Annotated in this window: 14 protein-coding genes; 12 read left to right on the forward strand and 2 right to left on the reverse strand. The window is 75.4% G+C overall.

The annotated features are described in order from the left end of the window. Positions 1–38: 38 nt before the first annotated feature. Both ACFCLZ_RS35680 and ACFCLZ_RS35685 read left to right on the forward strand, forming a co-directional pair. Positions 39–968 carry an ABC transporter ATP-binding protein gene (locus tag ACFCLZ_RS35680; protein ID WP_380282051.1) on the forward strand — a complete coding sequence of 310 codons (930 nt, stop codon included), beginning with the start codon at positions 39–41 and terminating at the stop codon, positions 966–968. Next, positions 965–1819: an ABC transporter permease gene (locus tag ACFCLZ_RS35685; protein WP_380282052.1), complete on the forward strand. Its 855-nt coding sequence runs from the start codon at positions 965–967 to the stop codon at positions 1817–1819. Before ACFCLZ_RS35680 ends, ACFCLZ_RS35685 begins: the two co-directional genes overlap by 4 nt. Before the next feature lie 80 nt (positions 1820–1899). On the opposite strand, the gene ACFCLZ_RS35690 is transcribed toward ACFCLZ_RS35685, so the two are convergent. Next, positions 1900–2895, reverse strand: coding sequence for a tellurite resistance/C4-dicarboxylate transporter family protein (locus ACFCLZ_RS35690; protein WP_380282053.1), 996 nt, complete (start codon positions 2893–2895; stop codon positions 1900–1902). Between the two features lie 244 nt (positions 2896–3139). Here ACFCLZ_RS35690 and ACFCLZ_RS35695 point away from each other — a divergent pair, with 244 nt between their 5' ends. The 10 genes from ACFCLZ_RS35695 (at position 3140) to ACFCLZ_RS35740 (ending at position 17253) form a co-directional block, all read left to right on the forward strand. Continuing rightward, positions 3140–6796: a nitrate reductase subunit alpha gene (locus ACFCLZ_RS35695; RefSeq protein ID WP_380286384.1), complete on the forward strand. Its 3657-nt coding sequence runs from the start codon at positions 3140–3142 to the stop codon at positions 6794–6796. Continuing rightward, the gene (gene narH, locus ACFCLZ_RS35700) at positions 6796–8427 is read left to right on the forward strand and encodes a nitrate reductase subunit beta (RefSeq protein WP_380282054.1); all 1632 of its coding nucleotides are present in this window, start codon (positions 6796–6798) and stop codon (positions 8425–8427) included. The genes ACFCLZ_RS35695 and narH overlap by 1 nt, the downstream gene beginning before the upstream one ends. Further along, on the forward strand, positions 8424–9044 hold the full coding sequence (gene narJ, locus ACFCLZ_RS35705) for a nitrate reductase molybdenum cofactor assembly chaperone (RefSeq protein ID WP_380282055.1): 621 nt from the start codon (positions 8424–8426) through the stop codon (positions 9042–9044). Before narH ends, narJ begins: the two co-directional genes overlap by 4 nt. A 17-nt stretch (positions 9045–9061) precedes the next feature. Beyond that, positions 9062–9787 (forward strand): respiratory nitrate reductase subunit gamma, encoded by a 726-nt coding sequence (gene narI / locus ACFCLZ_RS35710; RefSeq protein ID WP_380282056.1) that lies wholly within the window; start codon positions 9062–9064, stop codon positions 9785–9787. A 71-nt stretch (positions 9788–9858) separates the two neighbouring features. After that, a complete protein-coding gene (locus ACFCLZ_RS35715; protein ID WP_380282057.1) occupies positions 9859–10374 on the forward strand; it encodes a DUF4240 domain-containing protein in 516 nt (171 codons plus the stop codon). Between the two features lie 62 nt (positions 10375–10436). Continuing rightward, entirely contained in the window at positions 10437–11603 is a 1167-nt protein-coding gene (locus ACFCLZ_RS35720) for an AAA family ATPase (RefSeq protein ID WP_380282058.1), read from the forward strand. Next, complete coding sequence (locus ACFCLZ_RS35725) at positions 11600–12043, forward strand: hypothetical protein (RefSeq protein ID WP_380282059.1); 444 nt, start codon at positions 11600–11602, stop codon at positions 12041–12043. The genes ACFCLZ_RS35720 and ACFCLZ_RS35725 overlap by 4 nt, the downstream gene beginning before the upstream one ends. Next, the gene (locus ACFCLZ_RS35730) at positions 12040–13740 is read left to right on the forward strand and encodes a hypothetical protein (protein WP_380282060.1); all 1701 of its coding nucleotides are present in this window, start codon (positions 12040–12042) and stop codon (positions 13738–13740) included. Before ACFCLZ_RS35725 ends, ACFCLZ_RS35730 begins: the two co-directional genes overlap by 4 nt. Further along, a complete protein-coding gene (locus ACFCLZ_RS35735) occupies positions 13737–16598 on the forward strand; it encodes a bpX6 domain-containing protein (protein WP_380282061.1) in 2862 nt (953 codons plus the stop codon). The genes ACFCLZ_RS35730 and ACFCLZ_RS35735 overlap by 4 nt, the downstream gene beginning before the upstream one ends. A gap of 115 nt (positions 16599–16713) precedes the next feature. Next, positions 16714–17253: a hypothetical protein gene (locus ACFCLZ_RS35740; RefSeq protein WP_380282062.1), complete on the forward strand. Its 540-nt coding sequence runs from the start codon at positions 16714–16716 to the stop codon at positions 17251–17253. 149 nt (positions 17254–17402) lie between these two features. Here ACFCLZ_RS35740 and ACFCLZ_RS35745 read toward each other — a convergent pair whose 3' ends face one another. Then, positions 17403–19196 (reverse strand): trypsin-like serine protease, encoded by a 1794-nt coding sequence (locus ACFCLZ_RS35745; protein ID WP_380282063.1) that lies wholly within the window; start codon positions 19194–19196, stop codon positions 17403–17405. Positions 19197–19559: the final 363 nt, after the last annotated feature.

The following is a 19559-nucleotide window of genomic DNA, read 5'->3' on the forward strand; positions in this document are numbered from 1 at the left end:
GATGTGCCGCCCGGCCGGGTGGCGGCACTGTGGTGGGCATGATCGAAGTGCACCGACTGACGAAGCGTTACGGCCGCACCACCGCCGTCGACGACCTCACCTTCACCGTCCACCCGGGCCAGGTCACCGGGTTCCTGGGGCCGAACGGCGCCGGGAAGAGCACCGCGCTGCGGATGATCCTGGGCCTGAGCGCGCCCACCGGCGGGACCGCGACCGTCGGCGGCCGCCCGTTCCGGGAGCGGCCGCGCGGCCTGCGGCACGTCGGCGCGCTGCTGGACGCGGGCGACGTGCACGGCGGTCGCAGCGGGCGCGCCCATCTGCGGGCGCTGGCCCGGGGCAACGCCGTGCCGCGGGCCCGGGTGGACGCGGTGCTGGAGGAGGTCGGGCTCGCCGGGGCGGCCGGGCGGCGGATCGCCGGGTACTCGCTCGGCATGAAGCAGCGGCTCGGGATCGCGGCGGCGCTGCTCGGCGATCCGCCGGTGCTGCTGTTCGACGAGCCGTTGAACGGGCTGGACCCGGAGGGGGTGCGCTGGGTGCGCGGCCTGTTCCGGAATCTGGCGGCGGAGGGGCGGACGGTGTTCGTCTCCAGCCACTTGATGAGCGAGATGGAGCACACGGCGGACCGTTTGGTGGTCATCGGGCGCGGCCGGCTGATCGCCGCCGAGACCGTGGCCGAGTTCGCCGCCCGCGGCACGGGGCCGGACGGCGCCCGTTCGAGGGTGATCGTCCGGACGGCCGAACCCGAGGGGCTGGCGGGCGTCCTGACGGCGGCCGGCGGCGCGGTGTCGCGCGACGAGGGTGACGGTGCCCTCGCCGTGACCGGCCTGGACGCGGCCCGGGTCGGCGTGCTCGCCCTCGACCACCGCATCCCGCTGCTCGAACTGACCACCCGCACGGCCTCCCTGGAGGAGGCGTTCATGGCGCTCACCGCCGACCGCGTCGACCACTCCGCCGGAGGATCACGATGACCAGCACGACGACCGGCGCGACGTCGGCCACGACGGCCGGCACCGAACCCCGGCCGCGCTTCGCGGACCTCCTCGCCGCCGAGTGGATCAGGTTCTGGTCCCTGCGCTCGATGCCCTGGGTGCTGGGCGTCGGAGCGCTCGTCCTGGTCGGCGTCAACCTCAACGCCGCGCGCTACGCCTACATGTACACCGAGCCCGGCGGCCCGGCGCCCGGCTCCGGGCACGTCGCCGCGGCGGTGTACGCCTCGTTCACCGGGATGTCCGCCAACCTGCTGATGCTCCTGGCGGGCGGCGTCGGCACCGCGGTGATCGTCGGCGAGTACGCGACCGGCATGATCCGCACCACCTTCGCCGCCGTCCCGGACCGCCGGGCGGTGCTGCTGGCCAAGGCGGGCGTGCTGGCGGCGGTGATGCTCGGCTTCGGCGCGCTCGTCTCCGGGGTCTCCTTCGCCCTCGCCCAGGCGCTGCTGGGCCGGCGGCACGCCGGGGTGTCGCTCGCCGAGCCCGGTGTGCTGCACGCGGTCGCCGGGGCCGCCGCCCTCGCCCCGGTCTGCGCGCTGATCGGGCTGGGGTTCGGGACGCTGGTCCGGCACGCCGCGGCGAGCGTGGTCACCACGGTGCTGGTGCTGTTCCTGCTGCCCGCCTCGTTCAACCAGGACCACCGCTGGTCGGCGGCGATCGCGCACGCCATGCCGTTCACCGCGTGGCGGCGGCTGGCCACGCCCGACCTGACGCACGTCCTGCTGCCGCCGTACCCGGCGACGGTGACCGGGTCGTGGCTGGCCTTCGCGGGCTGGGTGGTGGGCTCCGTACTGGTCGCGGCGGCCGTCGTCCACCGCCGGGACGTCTGAGCGCCGGACCGTACGGACGGCGGCCGGTCGGGCGGCGTGCCGCGGCGGCGCCGCCACCGCCACCGCCGGCGTACGGGACGTCAGTCGTCCGGTACGGAGACGGCCCTCTCGGCTCCGCCGCCGGCGGCCGTGGCGCCCGCCGCGCCCGGCCCGCGCCGCAGCCGGCGCAGCGCGCCGACGGCGACGACCAGCCAGACCGCCGCCGCCACCCACAGCAGCGCCCGGCCGAGCGGGTCCAGCCGGTCCACCCGGGCGGCCGCCGAGGTGGACAGCGAGGCCACCGCCGTCATGCCCAGCGGGAAGACCGTCGACCAGCGGCGCAGGTCGTAGCGGAGCCGGGGCCGCAGCAGCTCGGCGACGGCCAGCACCGCGTACCAGGCCAGCGCCACGCCGAGCAGCACCAGCGTCACCACCCGCAGCGCGGTGTGCGCGCCGCCGTTCCACACCCCGCAGGCGAGCAGCTTGGAGGCGGCCAGCGCGGAGATCGCCATCGCGCCGCCGGCCACCCAGTGGTCGCCCGCACCCGCCGTCAGCTGGCCCGGGTCGAAGCGGCGCAGCGCGTCCCCGTACAGCACCAGGCCGAGGGCGAACACCGGCAGCGCCGCCCAGGCGAGCCAGTCGGCGGTGTGCGGGGCGAGGGTGGCGGCGAGCACGGCCAGGCCCTGGGTGGCGACGCAGATCAGGAACGCCGAGCCCGGCAGCCGCCGGCCGAGGTGGCGCAGCACGGAGGTCAGCAGCACCGGCCAGGCGACGGCGGCGACGGCGAGCAGGGCCTCGGCGGCGGTCGTCCAGCCGAGTTGGTCGAGCCGGACCCCGAGCACCGTGGTGGCGGCCACCGCGGTGAGCGCGGGCGGGGTCTGCGCCCGGGCCGTCCAGCCGCGCCGGTCGCCGACCAGCAGGGCGGTGAAGGCGAGGGCCAGCAGCAGCCAGAGCAGCCCGGCGATCCAGAGGTCCGCGACCGACAGGGCGTCGAAGCCGGCGAGGTGGAAGCCGACCGAGATGATGCCGGTCGCCATCACCGCCGCGCCGGTCGCCGGCGGGACCGCGTCCCACCGCAGGCGGCTCCGTACGTTCATGGGTCCATGGCAGCGCCCGGACGGCGACCCGGCCACCGGGCGCCGCCGGACCGGGGCGCCGCGGACACCCGGGTCACCCGGCGGCACCCCTTCCGGGTGCGGCGGCGCACCGGTGCGGTTTCGATGGGCACACGGTCCGGCCCGAAGCGGAGGGTGCCACGTGCGCGAGGCGACGAGCGAGCCCGGCGGCGCGTCCACGAGCGAGCCCGGCGGCGCCTCCACGAGCGAGCCCGGTGCCGCGTTCCTGAAGGCGGGCCGGTTCTTCCGCCCCGGGACGCCCGCGCCCGACCTGCACAGCGTGCGGCTCACCGGCGGCCGGGCGGCCGACGCCTTCTACCGGGACCGCTGGAGCCACGACAAGGTGGTGTACTCCACCCACGGCGTCAACTGCACCGGCTCCTGCCGCTGGAAGGTCTTCGTCAAGGACGGCGTCATCACCTGGGAGACCCAGGCCACCGACTACCCCTCCGTCGGCCCCGACCGCCCCGAGTACGAGCCGCGCGGCTGCCCGCGCGGCGCCGCGTTCTCCTGGTACACCTACTCGCCCACCCGGGTGCGTTACCCGTACGTGCGCGGCGTGCTGCTGGAGCTGTACCGGGAGGCGCGGGCCCGGCTGGGCGACCCGGTGGCGGCCTGGGCGGAGCTGACCGGCGATCCGGAGCGCCGCCGCGCCTACCAGCAGGCCCGCGGCAAGGGCGGCCTGGTGCGGACGAGTTGGGACGAGGCGGTGGAGATCGTCGCCGCCGCGCACGTGCACACCGTCCAGCGGTACGGGCCGGACCGGATCGCCGGGTTCTCGCCGATCCCGGCGATGTCGATGGTCTCGCACGCGGCCGGCGCCCGCTTCCACTCGCTCATCGGCGCCACCATGCTCTCCTTCTACGACTGGTACGCGGACCTGCCGGTGGCCTCCCCGCAGGTGTTCGGCGACCAGACCGACGTGCCCGAGTCGGGGGACTGGTGGGACGCCGCCTACCTGGTGATGTGGGGCTCCAACGTGCCCGTCACCCGCACCCCCGACGCGCACTGGATGGCCGAGGCCCGCTACCGGGGCCAGAAGGTGGTGGCGGTCTCCCCGGACTACGCGGACAGCACCAAGTTCGCCGACGAGTGGATGCACCCGCACCCGGGCACCGACGGCGCCCTCGCCCTCGCCATGGGCCACGTGATCCTGCGGGAGTTCTTCGTCGACCGCACCACCGCGTTCTTCGACGACTACGTCCGCCGCTTCACCGACCTGCCGTTCCTGGTCACCCTGACCGAACGGGACGGCGCCTTCACCCCCGCCAAGTTCCTGCGCGCGAGCGACCTCGGGGACACGGGCGAGGGCGCCGCCTGGAAGCTCGCCGTCCTGGACGAGGCGACCGGGCGCCCCGCCGTGCCCAACGGCTCGCTGGGCTTTCGCTGGACCGCCTCCGGCGAGGGCCGCTGGAACCTCGACCTGGCGGGACTGCGCCCGCGCCTGACCCTGCACGGCGAGGCGGCCGCCACCCCCGTCGAGGTGCTGCTGCCGCGCTTCGACACCGACGGCGGCGCCCACGGCCAGGGCCGCGGCGACACCGTCCGCCGGGGCGTGCCCGCGCTGCGCCTGGACGGCGGCGCGCTGGTCACCACCGTCTACGACCTGCTGCTCGCCCAGTACGGCGTCGGCCGCGAAGGGCTGCCCGGCCACTGGCCCGCCTCGTACGAGGACCCGGACACCCCCGGCACCCCCGCCTGGCAGGAGCGGCACACCTCGGTGCCCGCCGCCCAGGCCGTCCGGGTGGCACGGGAGTTCGCGCGCACCGCCGAGGAGTCCCGGGGCCGCTGCATGATCCTGATGGGCGCCGGGACCAACCACTGGTTCCACTCCGAGACCATCTACCGGACCTTCCTCGCCCTGCTCACCCTGACCGGCTGCCAGGGGCGCAACGGCGGCGGCTGGGCGCACTACGTCGGCCAGGAGAAGTGCCGGCCGATCACCGGCTGGGCCACCCTCGCCGGCGCCTCCGACTGGTCCCGCCCGCCCCGCCAGGCGATCGGCACCGGCTGGTTCTTCCTGCACACCGACCAGTGGCGCTACGACACTTACCCCGCCGACGTACTGGCCTCGCCGCTCGGCACCGGCCGCTTCCGGGGCCTGGCCACCGTCGACCTGCTGGCCCGCTCCGCCCGCCTCGGCTGGATGCCCTCCTACCCGACCTTCGACCGCAACCCGCTCGACCTCGCGGACGAGGCCCGCGCCGCCGGCCGCGACCCCGGGGAGCACGTCGTCGCCGAACTGCGGGCCGGGCGCCTGAAGTTCGCCTGCGAGGACCCGGACGACCCGGCCAACTGGCCCCGGGTGCTCACCCTGTGGCGGGCCAACCTGCTCGGCTCCTCCGCCAAGGGCGCCGAGTACTTCACCAGGCACCTGCTCGGCACCCACTCCTCGCTGCGCGCCCGGGAGGCCGGCGAGGAGGTGCGCCCGCGCGACGTCCGCTGGCACGCCGAGGCCCCCGAGGGCAAGCTCGACCTGCTGCTCTCGCTGGACTTCCGGATGACCTCCTCCACCCTGCTGTCCGACGTCGTGCTGCCCGCCGCCACCTGGTACGAGAAGCACGACCTCTCCTCCACCGACATGCACCCCTACGTGCACTCCTTCGCGCCAGCCGTCGACCCGCCCTGGCAGGCCCGCACCGACTTCGACGCCTTCCACGCGATCGCCGCCCGGTTCAGCGAACTCGCCCGCGACCACCTGGGTACCCGGCGCGACCTGGTCGCCACCGCGCTGCAGCACGACACCCCCGGTGAGACCGCCCAGCCCGGCGGCACCGACCTGGACTGGCGCGACGGCGCCTGCGAGCCCGTCCCCGGCGCCACCATGCCCAACCTCGCCGTCGTCGAACGCGACTACACCGCGGTGGCGGCCAAGATGGCCTCGCTCGGCCCGCTCGTCGAGCAACTCGGCCTGCCCGCCAAGGGCGTGGTGCTGCACCCGGGGGAGGAGGTCGAGCAGCTCAGGGCCCGCAACGGCGTGGTCCGCGGCGGCCCCGCCGACGGCCGCCCGGCCCTGGACACCGCCGTCAAGGCCTGCGACACCGTCCTCGCCCTCTCCGGCACCACCAACGGCCGGCTCGCCACCCAGGGCTTCCGCACCCTGGAACGCCGCACCGGACGGGAGTTGGCCCACCTGGCCGCCGAGCACGAGGGCCGCCGGATCACCTACGCCGACACCCAGGCCGCCCCCGCCCCGGTCATCACCTCGCCCGAGTGGTCCGGCAGCGAGTCCGGCGGCCGCCGCTACAGCCCGTTCACCCTCAACACCGAGCACCTCAAGCCCTGGCACACGCTCAGCGGCCGCCAGCACTTCTTCGTCGACCACGACTGGATGCACGAACTCGGCGAGGCCCTGCCGGTCTACCGGCCGCCGCTGGACATCAGCCGGCTGTTCGGCGAACCCGCCCTCGGGCCCGATGGGCAACGGGAGGTGACGGTCCGTTACCTCACCCCGCACAACAAGTGGTCGATCCACTCCGAGTACCAGGACAACCTGTTCATGCTCGCGCTCTCCCGGGGCGGGCAGGTGATCTGGATGTCGGTCGAGGACGCCGCCGCCATCGGCGTCGCCGACAACGACTGGATCGAGGCGGTCAACCGCAACGGCGTCGTCGTCGCCCGCGCCGTCGTCTCGCACCGCATGCCGCCCGGCACCGTCTACATGCACCACGCCCAGGAGCGCACCGTCAACGTGCCCCGCGCCGAGACCGGCGGCCGGCGCGGCGGCATCCACAACTCGCTGACCAGGGTGCTGCTCAAGCCCACCCACCTGATCGGCGGCTACGCCCAGCTCTCCTGGGCGTTCAACTACCTCGGCCCGACCGGCAACCAGCGCGACGAGGTGACGGTCGTCCGCCGGCGCCGCCAGGAGGTGCGGTACTGATGCGCGTGATGGCCCAGCTCGCCATGGTGATGAACCTCGACAAGTGCATCGGCTGCCACACCTGCTCGGTCACCTGCAAACAGACCTGGACCAACCGCCGGGGCACCGAGTACGTCTGGTTCAACAACGTCGAGACCCGCCCCGGCCTCGGCTACCCGCGCCGCTACGAGGACCAGGACAAGTGGCGCGGCGGCTGGCGGCTCGACCGGCGCGGACGGCTCAAGCTGCGCCAGGGCGGGCGGATCCACAAGCTCGCCTCGATCTTCGCCAACCCCGTCCTGCCCACCCTCCAGGACTACTACGAGCCCTGGACGTACGACTACCGCGCCCTCACCGACGCCCCGCTCGGCGAGGACTACCCCGTCGCCCGGCCGCACTCGCTGATCACCGGCCGCCCGATGGCCGTCGAGTGGTCGCCCAACTGGGACGACGACCTCGGCGGCGCCCCCGAGCACGCCGCCGCCGACCCCAACGTCGAGCGGATGCGCCGGGAGGTCGGCGAGCGGATCCGCTTCCAGTACGAGCAGAGCTTCATGTTCTACCTGCCCCGGATCTGCGAGCACTGCCTCAACCCGGCCTGCGCCGCCGCCTGCCCCTCCGGCGCGATCTACAAGCGGGCCGAGGACGGCATCGTCCTCGTCGACCAGGACGGCTGCCGGGGCTGGCGCCAGTGCGTCACCGGCTGCCCGTACAAGAAGATCTACTTCAACCACCGCACCGGCAAGGCCGAGAAGTGCACCTTCTGCTACCCGCGCACCGAGGTCGGCCTGCCCACCGTCTGCTCCGAGACCTGCGTCGGGCGGCTGCGCTATCTCGGCGTGCTGCTCTACGACGCCGACCGGGTCACCGCCGCCGCCTCCGTCGAGGACGAACACGAACTCTACGAGGCGCAGTTGGGCGTCTTCCTGGACCCCGAGGACCCCGAGGTGCGGCGCGCCGCCGAGCACGACGGCGTCCCGCACGACTGGATCGAGGCCGCCCGGCGCTCGCCCGTGCGCGCGCTGATCAGCACCTACCGGGTCGCCCTGCCGCTGCACCCCGAGTACCGCACCCTGCCGATGGTCTGGTACATCCCGCCGCTCTCCCCGGTCGTCGAGGAGGTCGCGGCCGCCGGCCACGACGGCGAGGACGCCGGGAACCTCTTCGGCGCGATCGACGCCCTGCGCATCCCCGTCGAGTACCTCGCCGGACTCTTCACCGCCGGCGACCCCGGCCCGGTGCGCGCCGCCCTCGACCGGCTCGCCGCGATGCGCGCCCACATGCGCTCCGTCAACCTCGGCCGCGACCCCGACCACGCCGCCGCCGAGGCCGTCGGACTCGACGCCACCTCGATCGAGGACCTCTTCCGGCTGCTCGCGATCGCCAAGTACGAGGACCGCTACGTCATCCCGACCGCCGCCCGCGCCGACGCCGAACGGCTGGAGGAGTCCGCGCTGCCCGCCGGCTGCGGCCTCGACCACACGGACGGCGCACCCGACGGCGCCGACGGCCCGTTCGGCGCCGGCTCGGGACGGCGCTCGCTGCCGCTGGTCACCGTCGAGAGCTTCCACGGGCTGCGCCGGCGCCAGAGCGCCGACCGCCCGGCGCCGCCCGAGGACGCGGGCTCCTCGCGCGAGGAGCCCGCGCCGTGACGGCCGACCCGCGGGCGCTGGTGCGCCGGGCCGCCGCCGAGTGCCTCTGCTACCCGCACGCCCCGCCGGGGCCGCTCGCCGAGCTGCTCCGGCCGGTCCGCCACCCCGCCGCCGCACCGCTGCGCGCCTTCCTGCGCTGGGCCGGGGCCCGCCCCGCCGGAGAACTCGCCCGCCACTACGTCGAGGTCTTCGACTTCACCCAGCGGCACAGCCTGCACCTCAGCTGGTGGACCGACGGCGACACCCGCCGGCGCGGCGAGGCCCTGCTGCGCTTCAAGGCCGCCTACCGCGCGCACGGCCTGGAGTTCACCGGCGAGGACCTGCCCGACTTCCTGCCCGCCGTCCTGGAGTTCACCGCCGCCACCGGCGAGGAGACGCTGCTGCGGGAGCACCGGCCCGCCCTGGAACTCCTGCGGCTCGCCCTCGCCGAGCACGGCACGCCGTACGCGGACGTGCTCGCCGCCGTCTGCGCCACCCTGCCCGGGCCGTCCCCCAGGGACCGCGCCGCCGCGCTGGCGCTCGCGAGGAGCGGGCCGCCGCGCGAACAGGTCGGCCTGGACACCCCGCCGTACGGGCACCTCGGCCTGCTGCCCGTCCTGCCCGTCCTGCCGACCTGACCGGAGAGCCTGCTGCCATGGACACCTTCCTCTGGGGCGCGCTGCCGTACATCGCCGTGGCGCTGCTGGTCTCCGGCCTCGTCTGGCGCTACCGCTACGACAAGTTCGGCTGGACCACCCGCTCCTCCGAGATCTACGAGTCCCGCCTGCTGAACATCGCCTCCCCGGTGTTCCACTACGGCATCCTCTTCGTGCTGGCCGGCCACCTCATGGGCCTGTTCGTGCCCGCCTCCTGGACGGACGCCGTCGGCCTGGACGAGCACGCCTACCACCTGCTCTCGCTGTTCGCCGGCTGCGCGGCGGGCTTCCTGGCGGTCGTCGGCATCCTCGTGCTGCTCTACCGCCGGCGCCGCAACCCCGCCGTGCTGCGCGCCACCACCCGCAACGACAAGCTGATGTACGTCGTGCTGCTCGCGGCGATCGTGCTCGGCCTGGTCGCCAAGCTCCTGCACTCCTCGCTCGACTCCGGCTACGACTACCGCTCCACCATCGCCCCGTGGGCCCGCAGCCTGTTCACCCTGAGCCCGGACGTGAGCCGGATGGCGGACGTGCCGGTCGCGTTCAAGGTGCACGCCGTGGTCGGCCTGCTGCTGTTCGCGCTGCTGCCCTTCACCCGCCTGGTGCACATGTTCAGCGCGCCCGTGCAGTACCTCTTCCGCCCGTACATCGTCTACCGCAGTCGCGACCCCCGGCAGCCCGCCGGCAGCCCGCCCCCGCGCGGCTGGGAGCGGATCGACGACTGAGCGCGGCCGGTCTGTCGGTGGCGTGTGCCAGGATCCGATCCGACACACCTCCGGAGCGGAACGGAACCACCATGAGCACCATCGACCGGGCACCGGGAACCGAGCTGTCCTGGGAGCGGTTCTGGCAGCTGATCGACCTGATCGGCGGCGAGTCCGCGGTCGCCGTCTGCGCCACCTTCGACGCCGGCTGCGAACGGCTCACCGAGGAACTCGCCGCCGGAGCGGTGGAGGAGATCACCGGTTTCGGCGAACGCCTCGCCGAGGCGCTGTACCGCCTCGACCGCGAGGAGTACGGCACCCAGCGGGCGGCGGACCCGGACGACCCCGCCGCCCGGCCCCTGCCGCTGAGCGACGACGGATTCCTCTACGCCCGCGCCGCCGTGGTCGCCGCCGGCCGCACCGCGTACGAGCGGGTGCTCGCCGACCCCGCGCTGTTCGCCCGCCACTCGTTCCGCAGCGGAGAGTCCCTGCTCCACGCCCACGTGGACGCCTACGAGACGGCGCGGGGCGAGGAGTGGGACCACGACACCCGCTACGACCCCGAGTCCTGCGCCAACCACGACGGCTGGCCGAACCTCCGGGGCTGAGCGGGCGGCCGGCGGAAACCCGCTGGTGGCGGCGGATCCGGCGCCCGTAGACTCCGGTGCTCGTGACCGACATCCGCACCTCGTCCGAGACCCCGCCCGCCGCGCTCCGCCAGGACGCCGAACTGATCGGCGCCGCCGTCGCCGCCGCCGGGCGCGGGACGGTCGACCGCGAGACGGTCGCCGAGGTGGTCGCGCTCTGCGCCGTCGCCGGTGAGCACCTGCTGGTCGTCGGCCCGCCCGGCACCGCCAAGTCGCAGGCCGTGCGCCGGGTGGCCGGTCAGCTCGGCGGCCGGTACTTCGAGTACCTGCTCGGCCGGTTCACCGAACCCAACGAGCTGTTCGGCCCCGTCGACCTGCGCGGCCTGCGCGAGGGCCGGGTCGAGTTCGAGACGGCGGGCATGCTGCCCGAGGCCGAGATCGCCTTCCTCGACGAGGTCTTCCTCGGCTCCACCGCCGTCCTCAACACCCTGCTCGGCCTGCTCAACGAGCGGGTCTTCCGGCGCGGCGGCACCGTCCTCGCCAGCCCGCTGCGGGTCTGCGTCGGTGCGGCCAACCACCTGCCCGAGGATCCGGCACTGGCCGCCTTCGCCGACCGCTTCCTCGCCCGGGTCTTCGTCGAGCCGGTCGCCGACGCCCGGCTGGAGGAGCTCCTGGAGGCCGGACGGCAGCCCGCCGCCCCCGTTCCCACCGGCGGCGCGGACCTGCTCGGCGCGCTCGACCGGCTCGCCGCCGCCGCCCGCGCCTGCGACCTCGACGCCGTCACCCCGCTGCTCGCCACCGCGCTGCGCCGACTGCGCGCCGCCGGCGTCCCCGTCGGCGACCGGCGGGCCGTCCGCTCCCAACGGCTGGTCGCGGCCGCCGCCGTCCTGGACGGGCGGGGCGCCGCCACCGCCCGGGACCTGTGGGTGCTGCCGCTGATCGCCCCCACCGCCGACACCCAGGCACTGGCCCGCGACACCCTCGGCGACCTCATCGAGAAGGCCGCCAACGAATCCCTCGCGCACGCCGCCGAGGAGCTCTCCCGCAGCACGGCCGCCCGCGCCGAACGGCTCGCCCGCACCGGCGCCGCCCTGCTCGCCGAGCACCGCGACCTCCCCGAGGGGCGTGACTCCCGGCTCCGCCTGGAGGCCGCGCTGCGCGAGATCGACGCCGGGTTCGCCCCCGCCGACCTGCCCGCCGCGCTCGCCGGCATACGGGCCGAGCTCGTCGCGGCGGTCACCCCCTCGTGACCACCGGCCCCGTCCCGCCCGCGCCGCCCGCGCCGCCCGCCGTGGCCCTGCGCTGGGAGCGCCGCGAGCCGCCGCTCACCGCCGCCGCCGTCCTCGCCGTCGGTGACGCCGTCCCGGCCCTGGCCGCCGCCACCCGCGCCCGGCTCGCCGACGGCGCCCGGCTCGGCGTCCTCGCCGACGACACCGCGCTGCTCGTCCTCGGCGCGGAGGCCGACCTCCCGTGGTCGGACGGCGCCCGCTACCTGGGCCGGGACGGCGACCTGCTCGTCCCGACCACCGCCCGCCCCTGGCCCGCCGCCGCGCTGTGGCGCACCGCGCTCGGCGCCGAACCCGGCGAGCTCTGCGTGCTCACCCCCGGCCACGCCCTCGTCGCCGCCCCGCCCGCCCCCGCCGGCGACCCGGACGCGCTCACGCCCCACACCCGGCAGGCCGGGCGATGAGCGCCGCCCGGCTGCCGGCCGCACTGGCGCCCTGGGCGGGCGCGCTGTCCGCGATCAGCCCCGAACTGGCCACCGCCCTCGGACCGTTGCTGCGCCGCCTCGACACGCTCGCCGCCGAGCGCGAGCCGGTGACCGACGGGCCGGGGGAGCCGGACGGCGTGGGCGGGCTCGGCCGCAGCGGACGGCCCGACCAACTGCTGCCCGCCGAGTGGCTGCTCGCCGAGGACCACCCCGAGGAGTTCCTGCGGCGCTACGTCGACCGCGAACTCCTCTACCTCGCCCCCGAGTTCCGCACCACCGCGCCCCGGGGCCGAACGGTCGCGATGGTGGACGCCGGGCCCGCGCAGGCCGGGGCCGGGCGCCTCGTCCAGCTGGCCGCGCTGCTCGTCCTGCACCGCCGGGCTACCGCCCGGGGCGGCGAACTGCTGGTGGGCGTCCTCGGCGACGAGCCCGTGCAGTGGTTCGGGGGCGAGCCCGCCGACCTGCTGCCCGCCTGGCTCGCGGCCCGCCGAAGCGCCGAACCGACGCCCGAGGACGTCGAGTTCGCAGCCGCCACCCTGGACGCCGCCGACCGGGCCTGGCTGCTCACCTCGCCCCGGCTCGCCGACCGGATCCCCGGCCGGGTCGCGGGCCTGCCCCGGATCCTCGCGAGCGAGCCGACCCGCTGGGGCCCGGCGGGCACCACCCACGTCACCGTCCGCCTCGACCGCACGGCGTTCGAACTGCCGCTGCCCGCCGCCGACCTCGCCGTCCGGGCGCTGCGCGGCGCGGAGTTCCGGCGCGCCGCCCCGACGGCCGTGGCCCCGCCGCCCGCCGCCGCCCCGCACGGGCAGGGGCTGCCCGCGTTCACCACCGAGGCCCCGTTCCTGCTCGTCCGGGGCCGGGACGCGGGAACGCTCCTCGCCGTGGACGTGCGCGACGTCGAACGGCGGCACACCGTCGTCGTGCGGCCCAAGGCGCACCGCCTGAACGGCCGGGTGATCGCCGCCGGACGGGACGGCCGCCGGCTGATCGTCCTGCACCTCGTCCGGGGCCGGGTGCAGCGGTACGTCAGCGGCCGCCCCCTCGCCGGCCCGGCGGAACTCTCCGTCGACCCGGCCGAACTCGGCCTGACGGAAGGCGTGGTGGAGCGCCTCGCGGGGCGTCCCGTGCTGCCGCTGCTGCGCACCGGGGACGACCTGCTCGTCCCGGTCGCCGGACGCTGGCGGCGGATCGCCCCCGACGGCACGGTCACCGACGACGGGCCGGTCGGCCGCGGCACGGAACGCGAACGCGGCTTCGACCGGTTCCGCGAGCCGCGCCTGTTCGCCCGCGCCCTGCCGCCGGGCGCGACGCGGGCGCCGCACCTGCTGCACGCGGACGGCACGGCCGCCTGGTCGGAGGACGGCAAGCACTGGACGGCACGGACCAGGACCGGTGACGAACGGCGGCTCTCCTTCCGGGAGAACGCCGAGGTGCTCGGCCTGGTCCACGACGGCCGCGAGCCCGCCCTGATCACCTGGTCGCCCGGCGGCCGCCTGGTCCGGGCGGTCCGCGCCGACGGCGTCCGCACCCTGAGCCGGTTCTCCGGCGGCGCCGTCGCGCCGGCCGTGCACCCCACCCTGCCGCTGATCGCGGCCGAGGCCCCGTCCGGGCGGATCGTCGTCGGCGACGCCACGACCGGCCGGATCCACCACCTGTTCGGGAGCGACGAGTGAACGCCGCGGGCTTCGTCTTCGACGTGCCGCTGATCGGAGCGGCGGAGGCCGCCGACCGGGTCCTCGGGCTGTGGTGCGACGGCGCACGGCTGCGGGAACTTCCGGACGGCCGCTGGCTGTTGACGCTTCCCGAACCGGTCCGGATGCGCGCCGACCGGGCCCCCGGCCTGCCGCTGGAGCGCACCGGGCACGGCGCGCTGGCGGCTTGCGGGGCTTCGGGCGGTGCCGCCGGTCCGGGACAACTCCTGCTTGTGGACGCAGATCTGACGATCACTCATGTCATGGACGAGCTGCCGGAGGTGGACCCGTCCGACTGGCTCCAGCTCACCGGCCTCACCCTGCACCGGCCGAGCCCGCTCGGTGTCGCCCCCGCGCCCGAGGCGGTGCCCGTCGAGGAGTCCGTGCCCACCGCCCCCCGGCCCGACCTGAGAGCGGCGGCCGGCATCCGGCCGACGTCCGACCGAGCCCGTCGGCTGACCGCCGAGGAACCGCCCGCCCCCGGCGACACCGCCACCGGCGCCCGGTCCCGGCGGCGCGGCGGCCCGCAGATCGCCGTCGACCCCCGCACCGCAAAGGTCATCATCGCCCTGATGATCGTGCTGCCGCTGGTGCTCGTGGTCCTCTACGGCCTCGGACTGATCGCGGACCGCGGCTTCGACCCGGGCGGCGTGGTGGTCGCGGCGGCCGTCGCGGGCGCCGTCTACGGGCTGCTCTTCGGCAGGCGCGCCGGCGAGGACGGGAGCGGCGGTACCGCGGGCACCTCCGCCGGTGGCGCGGTCACCCCGCGCGGGAGGGCCGGTCGTTCCTGGCTCGGCGACCGGCTGGCCCGGCTCACGCTGCGCACCCCCGCCGCCCACCTGCTCCACCAGCGGCACGTCCGCTACCTGCGCGAACTCACCCGCGCCTTCGAACAGCACCGCTGGGACGACGCCCTGCGCGACGCCCTCCCGCTCGCCTCCCGGCAGTCCGGCGCCGCCCCCGCCCGCGCCTGGCTCACCCTCTCCCTGCCCAAGCGCTTCACCGGCCCGCTCCGCGCCACCCCGGCCACCGGCGGCCCGACGGTGACGACACCCTTCCACGGCCCCACCGCCCACGCCCACCTCACCGAGCTCTACCGGGGCGCCGCCGAGCGGCTGGAGCGGCAGGGGCGGATCGACGAGGCCGCCTTCGTCCTCGCCGACCTGCTGGACGCGCCCGCCGAAGCCGTCGCCCTGCTGGAGCGGCACGACCGCCTCGCCCCGGCCGCCGAACTCGCTGAGGGCCGCGAGCTGCCCGCCGACCAGGTGGTCCGCCTCTGGTGGCGGGCCGGCGAGCACGAGCGCGCCGTCCGCACCGCCCACCGCCGAGGCGCGTTCGCCGCGGCCGTCGACCGCCTGGCCGCCACCGATCCCCGGGCCGCCCGCGCCCTGCGCGCGGCCTGGGCCGAGCACTGCCGCGCGGCCGGTGACCGGCTCGGCGCCGTCGAGGCGGCCTGGCCGGACGCGGAGCTGCGTCCGTCGATCGCCGCCGACCTGCGGGACGCCGTCGCCCTCGGCGGCCCCGTCCGAGGCCGGGCCCTGCCGTACCTGCTGGCCCTGGGCGCCGGTGAGGCCACCCGCGCGCTCGCCCGCGCCGTCCTCGACGGCGACGGCGATCCGCACACCACCGGGCGCTCCGCCCTGGCGGCCGCGCTCGCCGACCTGCCGGCCGCCGACGAGGCCACCGACCGCGAACTCACCACCGCCGCCGCCCGGGCCGCCGTCCGCGACGGCGGCTTCGGCGGCGCCCACGGCGGCGGCCCGGGCGACGCGGCCGAGAAGGCGCTGTTCGACCGACTGCTGCGCCGCGCCGACCCGTTGACGGCCGCCGACCTGGCCCGCCCGCGTCCGCTGCCCCGCCTCCGCACGACCGCCCCCGCGTACACCGCCGCCGACCGGCCGGGCACGCTCCCGGTGCTGGACGCCGCCTTGCTCGCCTCCGGCTCCCTGCTGGTCGCCTGCGGCCAGGCGGGCGTCCGGCTGCTCGCGCCCGACGGCCGCACCCGCGCCCGCTGGGACACCCCCGCCGACCGGCTCGTCCTCGCCGACCACGGCGGCAGCGCGCTGCTGGTCGCCGACCACGGCCCGGAGCTGCGCGGGTTCGCCCACCTCGACCTGGCCACCCGCGCCGTCCGCCCGTGGACCACCCTGCGGGCCCGGACGGTGGCGGCGTCCTTCGACGGCCGGCACCTGCTCGCCGAGGACGGGGGAGGCATCGTCGTCCTCGACACCCTGACCCCGCGCCCGACCGTGGTGTGGCGCGAACTCGGCGGCGACGAGCGGCTGTTGTTCGGCATCACCCGGACCCCGGACGGCTGCGCGGCCGTCGTCCGCTCGCAACTGCCGGACCGTTCGTTCTTCCTGGAGGTGTGGCGCTGGGACCTCCCGGGCTGGGAGCTGCGCGGGCGCCTGCGGATGGACGAGCTGCTCGCCGACCTGATGTCCCGGGCGCTTCCGGAGGAACTGCTCGACTTCGCCGCCCTCGCCGACGGCAGCCTGCTCAGCGCCGAACCGGAGACCGACCGGACCGTTCTGCGCTGGTCCTGCGACCGCCCGACCGCCGAACTGCGCGTCGACGGCCACGCCCTGTCCGCGCCCGCCACCGACGGCGACCACTGGGCGCTCACCGTCCCCGAGGGCACCGGCCTGCGCGTCCACGCCGGCACCGGCCGGCCCTCCGCCCCCGCGCTCTCCCTGCTCTTCCCCGACGCCTCCGGCCCCCGGATCGGCGTGCGCCGTCACGCCGACGCCGTCACCTACTGGCACCGCTCCGGCCGCGTCCTCGCCACCTCCGCCGACGGCACCGCCCTCCTCGCCAACCTCCGGGTGACCACCGGCTGATCGGCCACCGCCCACCCCGCCGGCGAGCAGAGGGATTCGGCGGATTCGCGCCCCGGAGGGGACTACCCTACGAACATGCGCCGCTACCCAGTGCGGCCGGTTGAGGAGGACTCCTGTGTCGTCGCCCTGTGACCCCGCCTACGCGCGCGCCGGCGATGTGGCCACCGCCGTCATGGTGATGGACTCGCGGCTGAAGGCCATCTACGACGGCAAGGCCGGCACCGACCCCGAGCAGCAGCGGCTGGCCGAGGAGTTCGTCGCCTCGATGGGCCCGGCGGACGCGGACGCGCTGCTGGACGGCGTCTGCACGCTGATCTACATGTACATGGACTGGCTGCGGACGGTCTGCGAGCGGCACGACAAGGACGTCCTCGAACACGTGGTGCCTACCCTGGTGGCCACGATGCGCATGATGCCCAACACCTTCCGCCCCGAGGTCATCCCCACCATGGCCGGCCTGCTGATCGCCTCCGGCACCGGCCTGAGCCCCAACCTGTGGCGCGCCCAGTACGGCGACTGGACCCGTGCCGAGATGAACCCCCTGGAGGCCACCGCCGTCCTCCTCGCGGAGCAGATCAACCGCATGGTCGGCGACGACCAGGAGTTCGCCACCCGCCTGATCACCGACGCCCTGGCCGTCACGGACGACAACTGACCCCCGCGCCCGCGCTCGCGCCCGGCGCTCCACGGTCGGAAGTCACCACCCCGCCCTCATGGGCGGGGGCCCGTCCTCCTCCGCAGGAAGACGGGCCCTCGTCGCGGTGTGCCGGGGTGACGGCCCGGTAGTCGCGTGTCAGTCGCGTGTCAGGGGGTGGAGGGGCCGCCTTCGTACGGGGTCCAGCCCTCGGCCGCCGGGTCGACGGCCCACAGCATGCTGTTGGTGTCGCGGATGAACGTGACCGGGTGGTTGTCGACCAGGTCGACGGCCGTGTACGGGACGGCGTCGGGGGCCATCCTGGTGCCCGTGCCGGTGTGGTCGAACCTGGTCCAGCCGTTGTGCTGGCCGCCGCCCTGCGGGTCGAAGGAGTAGAGCTCGTTCTCGGGCCCGTTCACGTACACGTTGACGTGGTTGGTGAGCGGGTTGACGACCGCGACGGGGTCGGTGGCGGCCATCGCGTCGTCGGCGTTCCAGCCCAGGTGGGTCCAGCCGGGGCCGAGCGGGTCGACCGACCAGAGGTGGTGGGCGGTGTCGCGCACGAAGGTGACGAAGTGCTGGCTGACGGGGTCGACGACCGTGCTGGGCACGGCGTCGGGGGCCAGCGCGGTGCCGGCGGGGGTCAGCTGGAACACGGTGCGGGTGCCGTCGGGCAGGGAGAGCGAGTTCAGCCGGTTGTTCGGCCCGTTGAAGTAGAGCGTGATGTGCTGGTCGTTGGGGTTGACGATCGCCACGGGGTCGGTGGCGGCGATCGGCTCGGCGGGGAAGACCTCGCTCCAGCCCGCGCTGCTCCGCGACCAGAGGCGGTTGTCGGTGTCGCGCACGAAGGTGACCAGGTGGTTGTCGGCCGGGTCGACGATCGTGTGCGGCACGGCGTCGGGCGCCAGGGCGGTGCCGCGCGGAGTCGGGCCGAGGTCGGTCCAGGTCTTGCCCGCGCGCTCGTCGAAGGACCAGAGCTTGTGGTCGGGGCCGTTGACGTAGACCACCACATGGTTGGTGACGGGGTCGACAGCGGCGGTCGGCGGGGCGGCGGCGTAGGCGCCGTGGTCGACCCAGCGCTCGCCCTGCGGGTCGTTGGACCACAGGTGGTTGGCACTGTCCTGGAGGTAGGTCACCAGGTGGTTGTCGACCGGGTCGGTGATCGTGAACGGCGTGCCGGTGAAGCGGGTGCCGGACGAGGTGGTGTGCCGGGTCTGGTTGATCCAGCCGAAGACGTCGTCGGTGCGGGTGCCGGTGGCACCGGTGCGGGTCTCGGTCACGCCGAAGCAGCCGCCCTGCCAGGAGCGGGAGGCGACGGCGACCAACTCGGCGCCCGTGCCGGTCTCACGGATCACGGGCGCTCCGGTGTCGCCCTTGCAGATCGCCGCGCCGCCGGTGCCGGTGAGGTCGACGGCGGCCGGGCGCACCGCGCCGAGGGTGAAGGCGCCGGAGTGCAGCCTGGTGGGCGCCCATTCGGTCTTGGTGCGGCCGTAGCCGGGCACCCGGAGCGTCTCGGCCGTGGTGGGCGCCGACTCCGCGACCCGGAGCGGGGTGATGCCGTCCACCGGGGTGGCCAGCTTGGCCATCACCAGGTCACGGCCCGCGCCGGCCACCAGCTTCTCGACGGTCCGGACCGTGCCCGTGCCGGTCGCGGTGAGGTCGGTGCGGCCCACGGTGACGGTGGTGTTCCAGCTCGGAGTCTCGCCGATGACGGTGGGCTGGGCGGGGTCGGCGGCGAAGCAGGACGCCGCCGTGATCACCCAGTACCGGTCCACCAGCGCACCGGTGCAGGCACGGACGTTGTCACCGATCGCGATGCGCGCGGTGTAGGCGTACGAGCCGTCGGCCGCAGGGGCGCCCGTCACGGCGCCGGCGGTGGGGGCGGAGAGCGCGGTCAGGGCGCCGGCGGCAAGAGTCGTCGCGAGTAAGCCGGCTTTGATGGTCCGTATGGACGTGCTGGACAAGGGTTGGATCTCCGATGGTTCGGGCCCGGATCGGGCCGTATGAGTGCGATGACGGAAGGCCGAAGTTCGTGGCCTTCCCCCTGTTCGGTGTCTCGGTCGGTGACGCGCGGCTCGACGAGGACGGAGCGCTTTCCGCCGGACAGACCCTCACCGACGCTTTCGTGGTGCGAGTAAAGCATGCGTAAGAGGTCAGCATCCGTCATCCCCGGGAAATTCCCAGATCGCACAAGGAACGCCTGGCCGACGGTGAGTGACGCATCGTCGTATCCCATTGCTGACCGGTCGGTACAGCTCCTGTATTTCGCATTTCGGCATCCTTGCGTGAATGCCGGTCAATTTGTTCACGTACTCACACATGTCCCA

Source organism: Kitasatospora purpeofusca (assembly GCF_042691725.1).
GTDB classification, from domain to species: Bacteria; Actinomycetota; Actinomycetes; order Streptomycetales; family Streptomycetaceae; genus Kitasatospora; species Kitasatospora purpeofusca_B.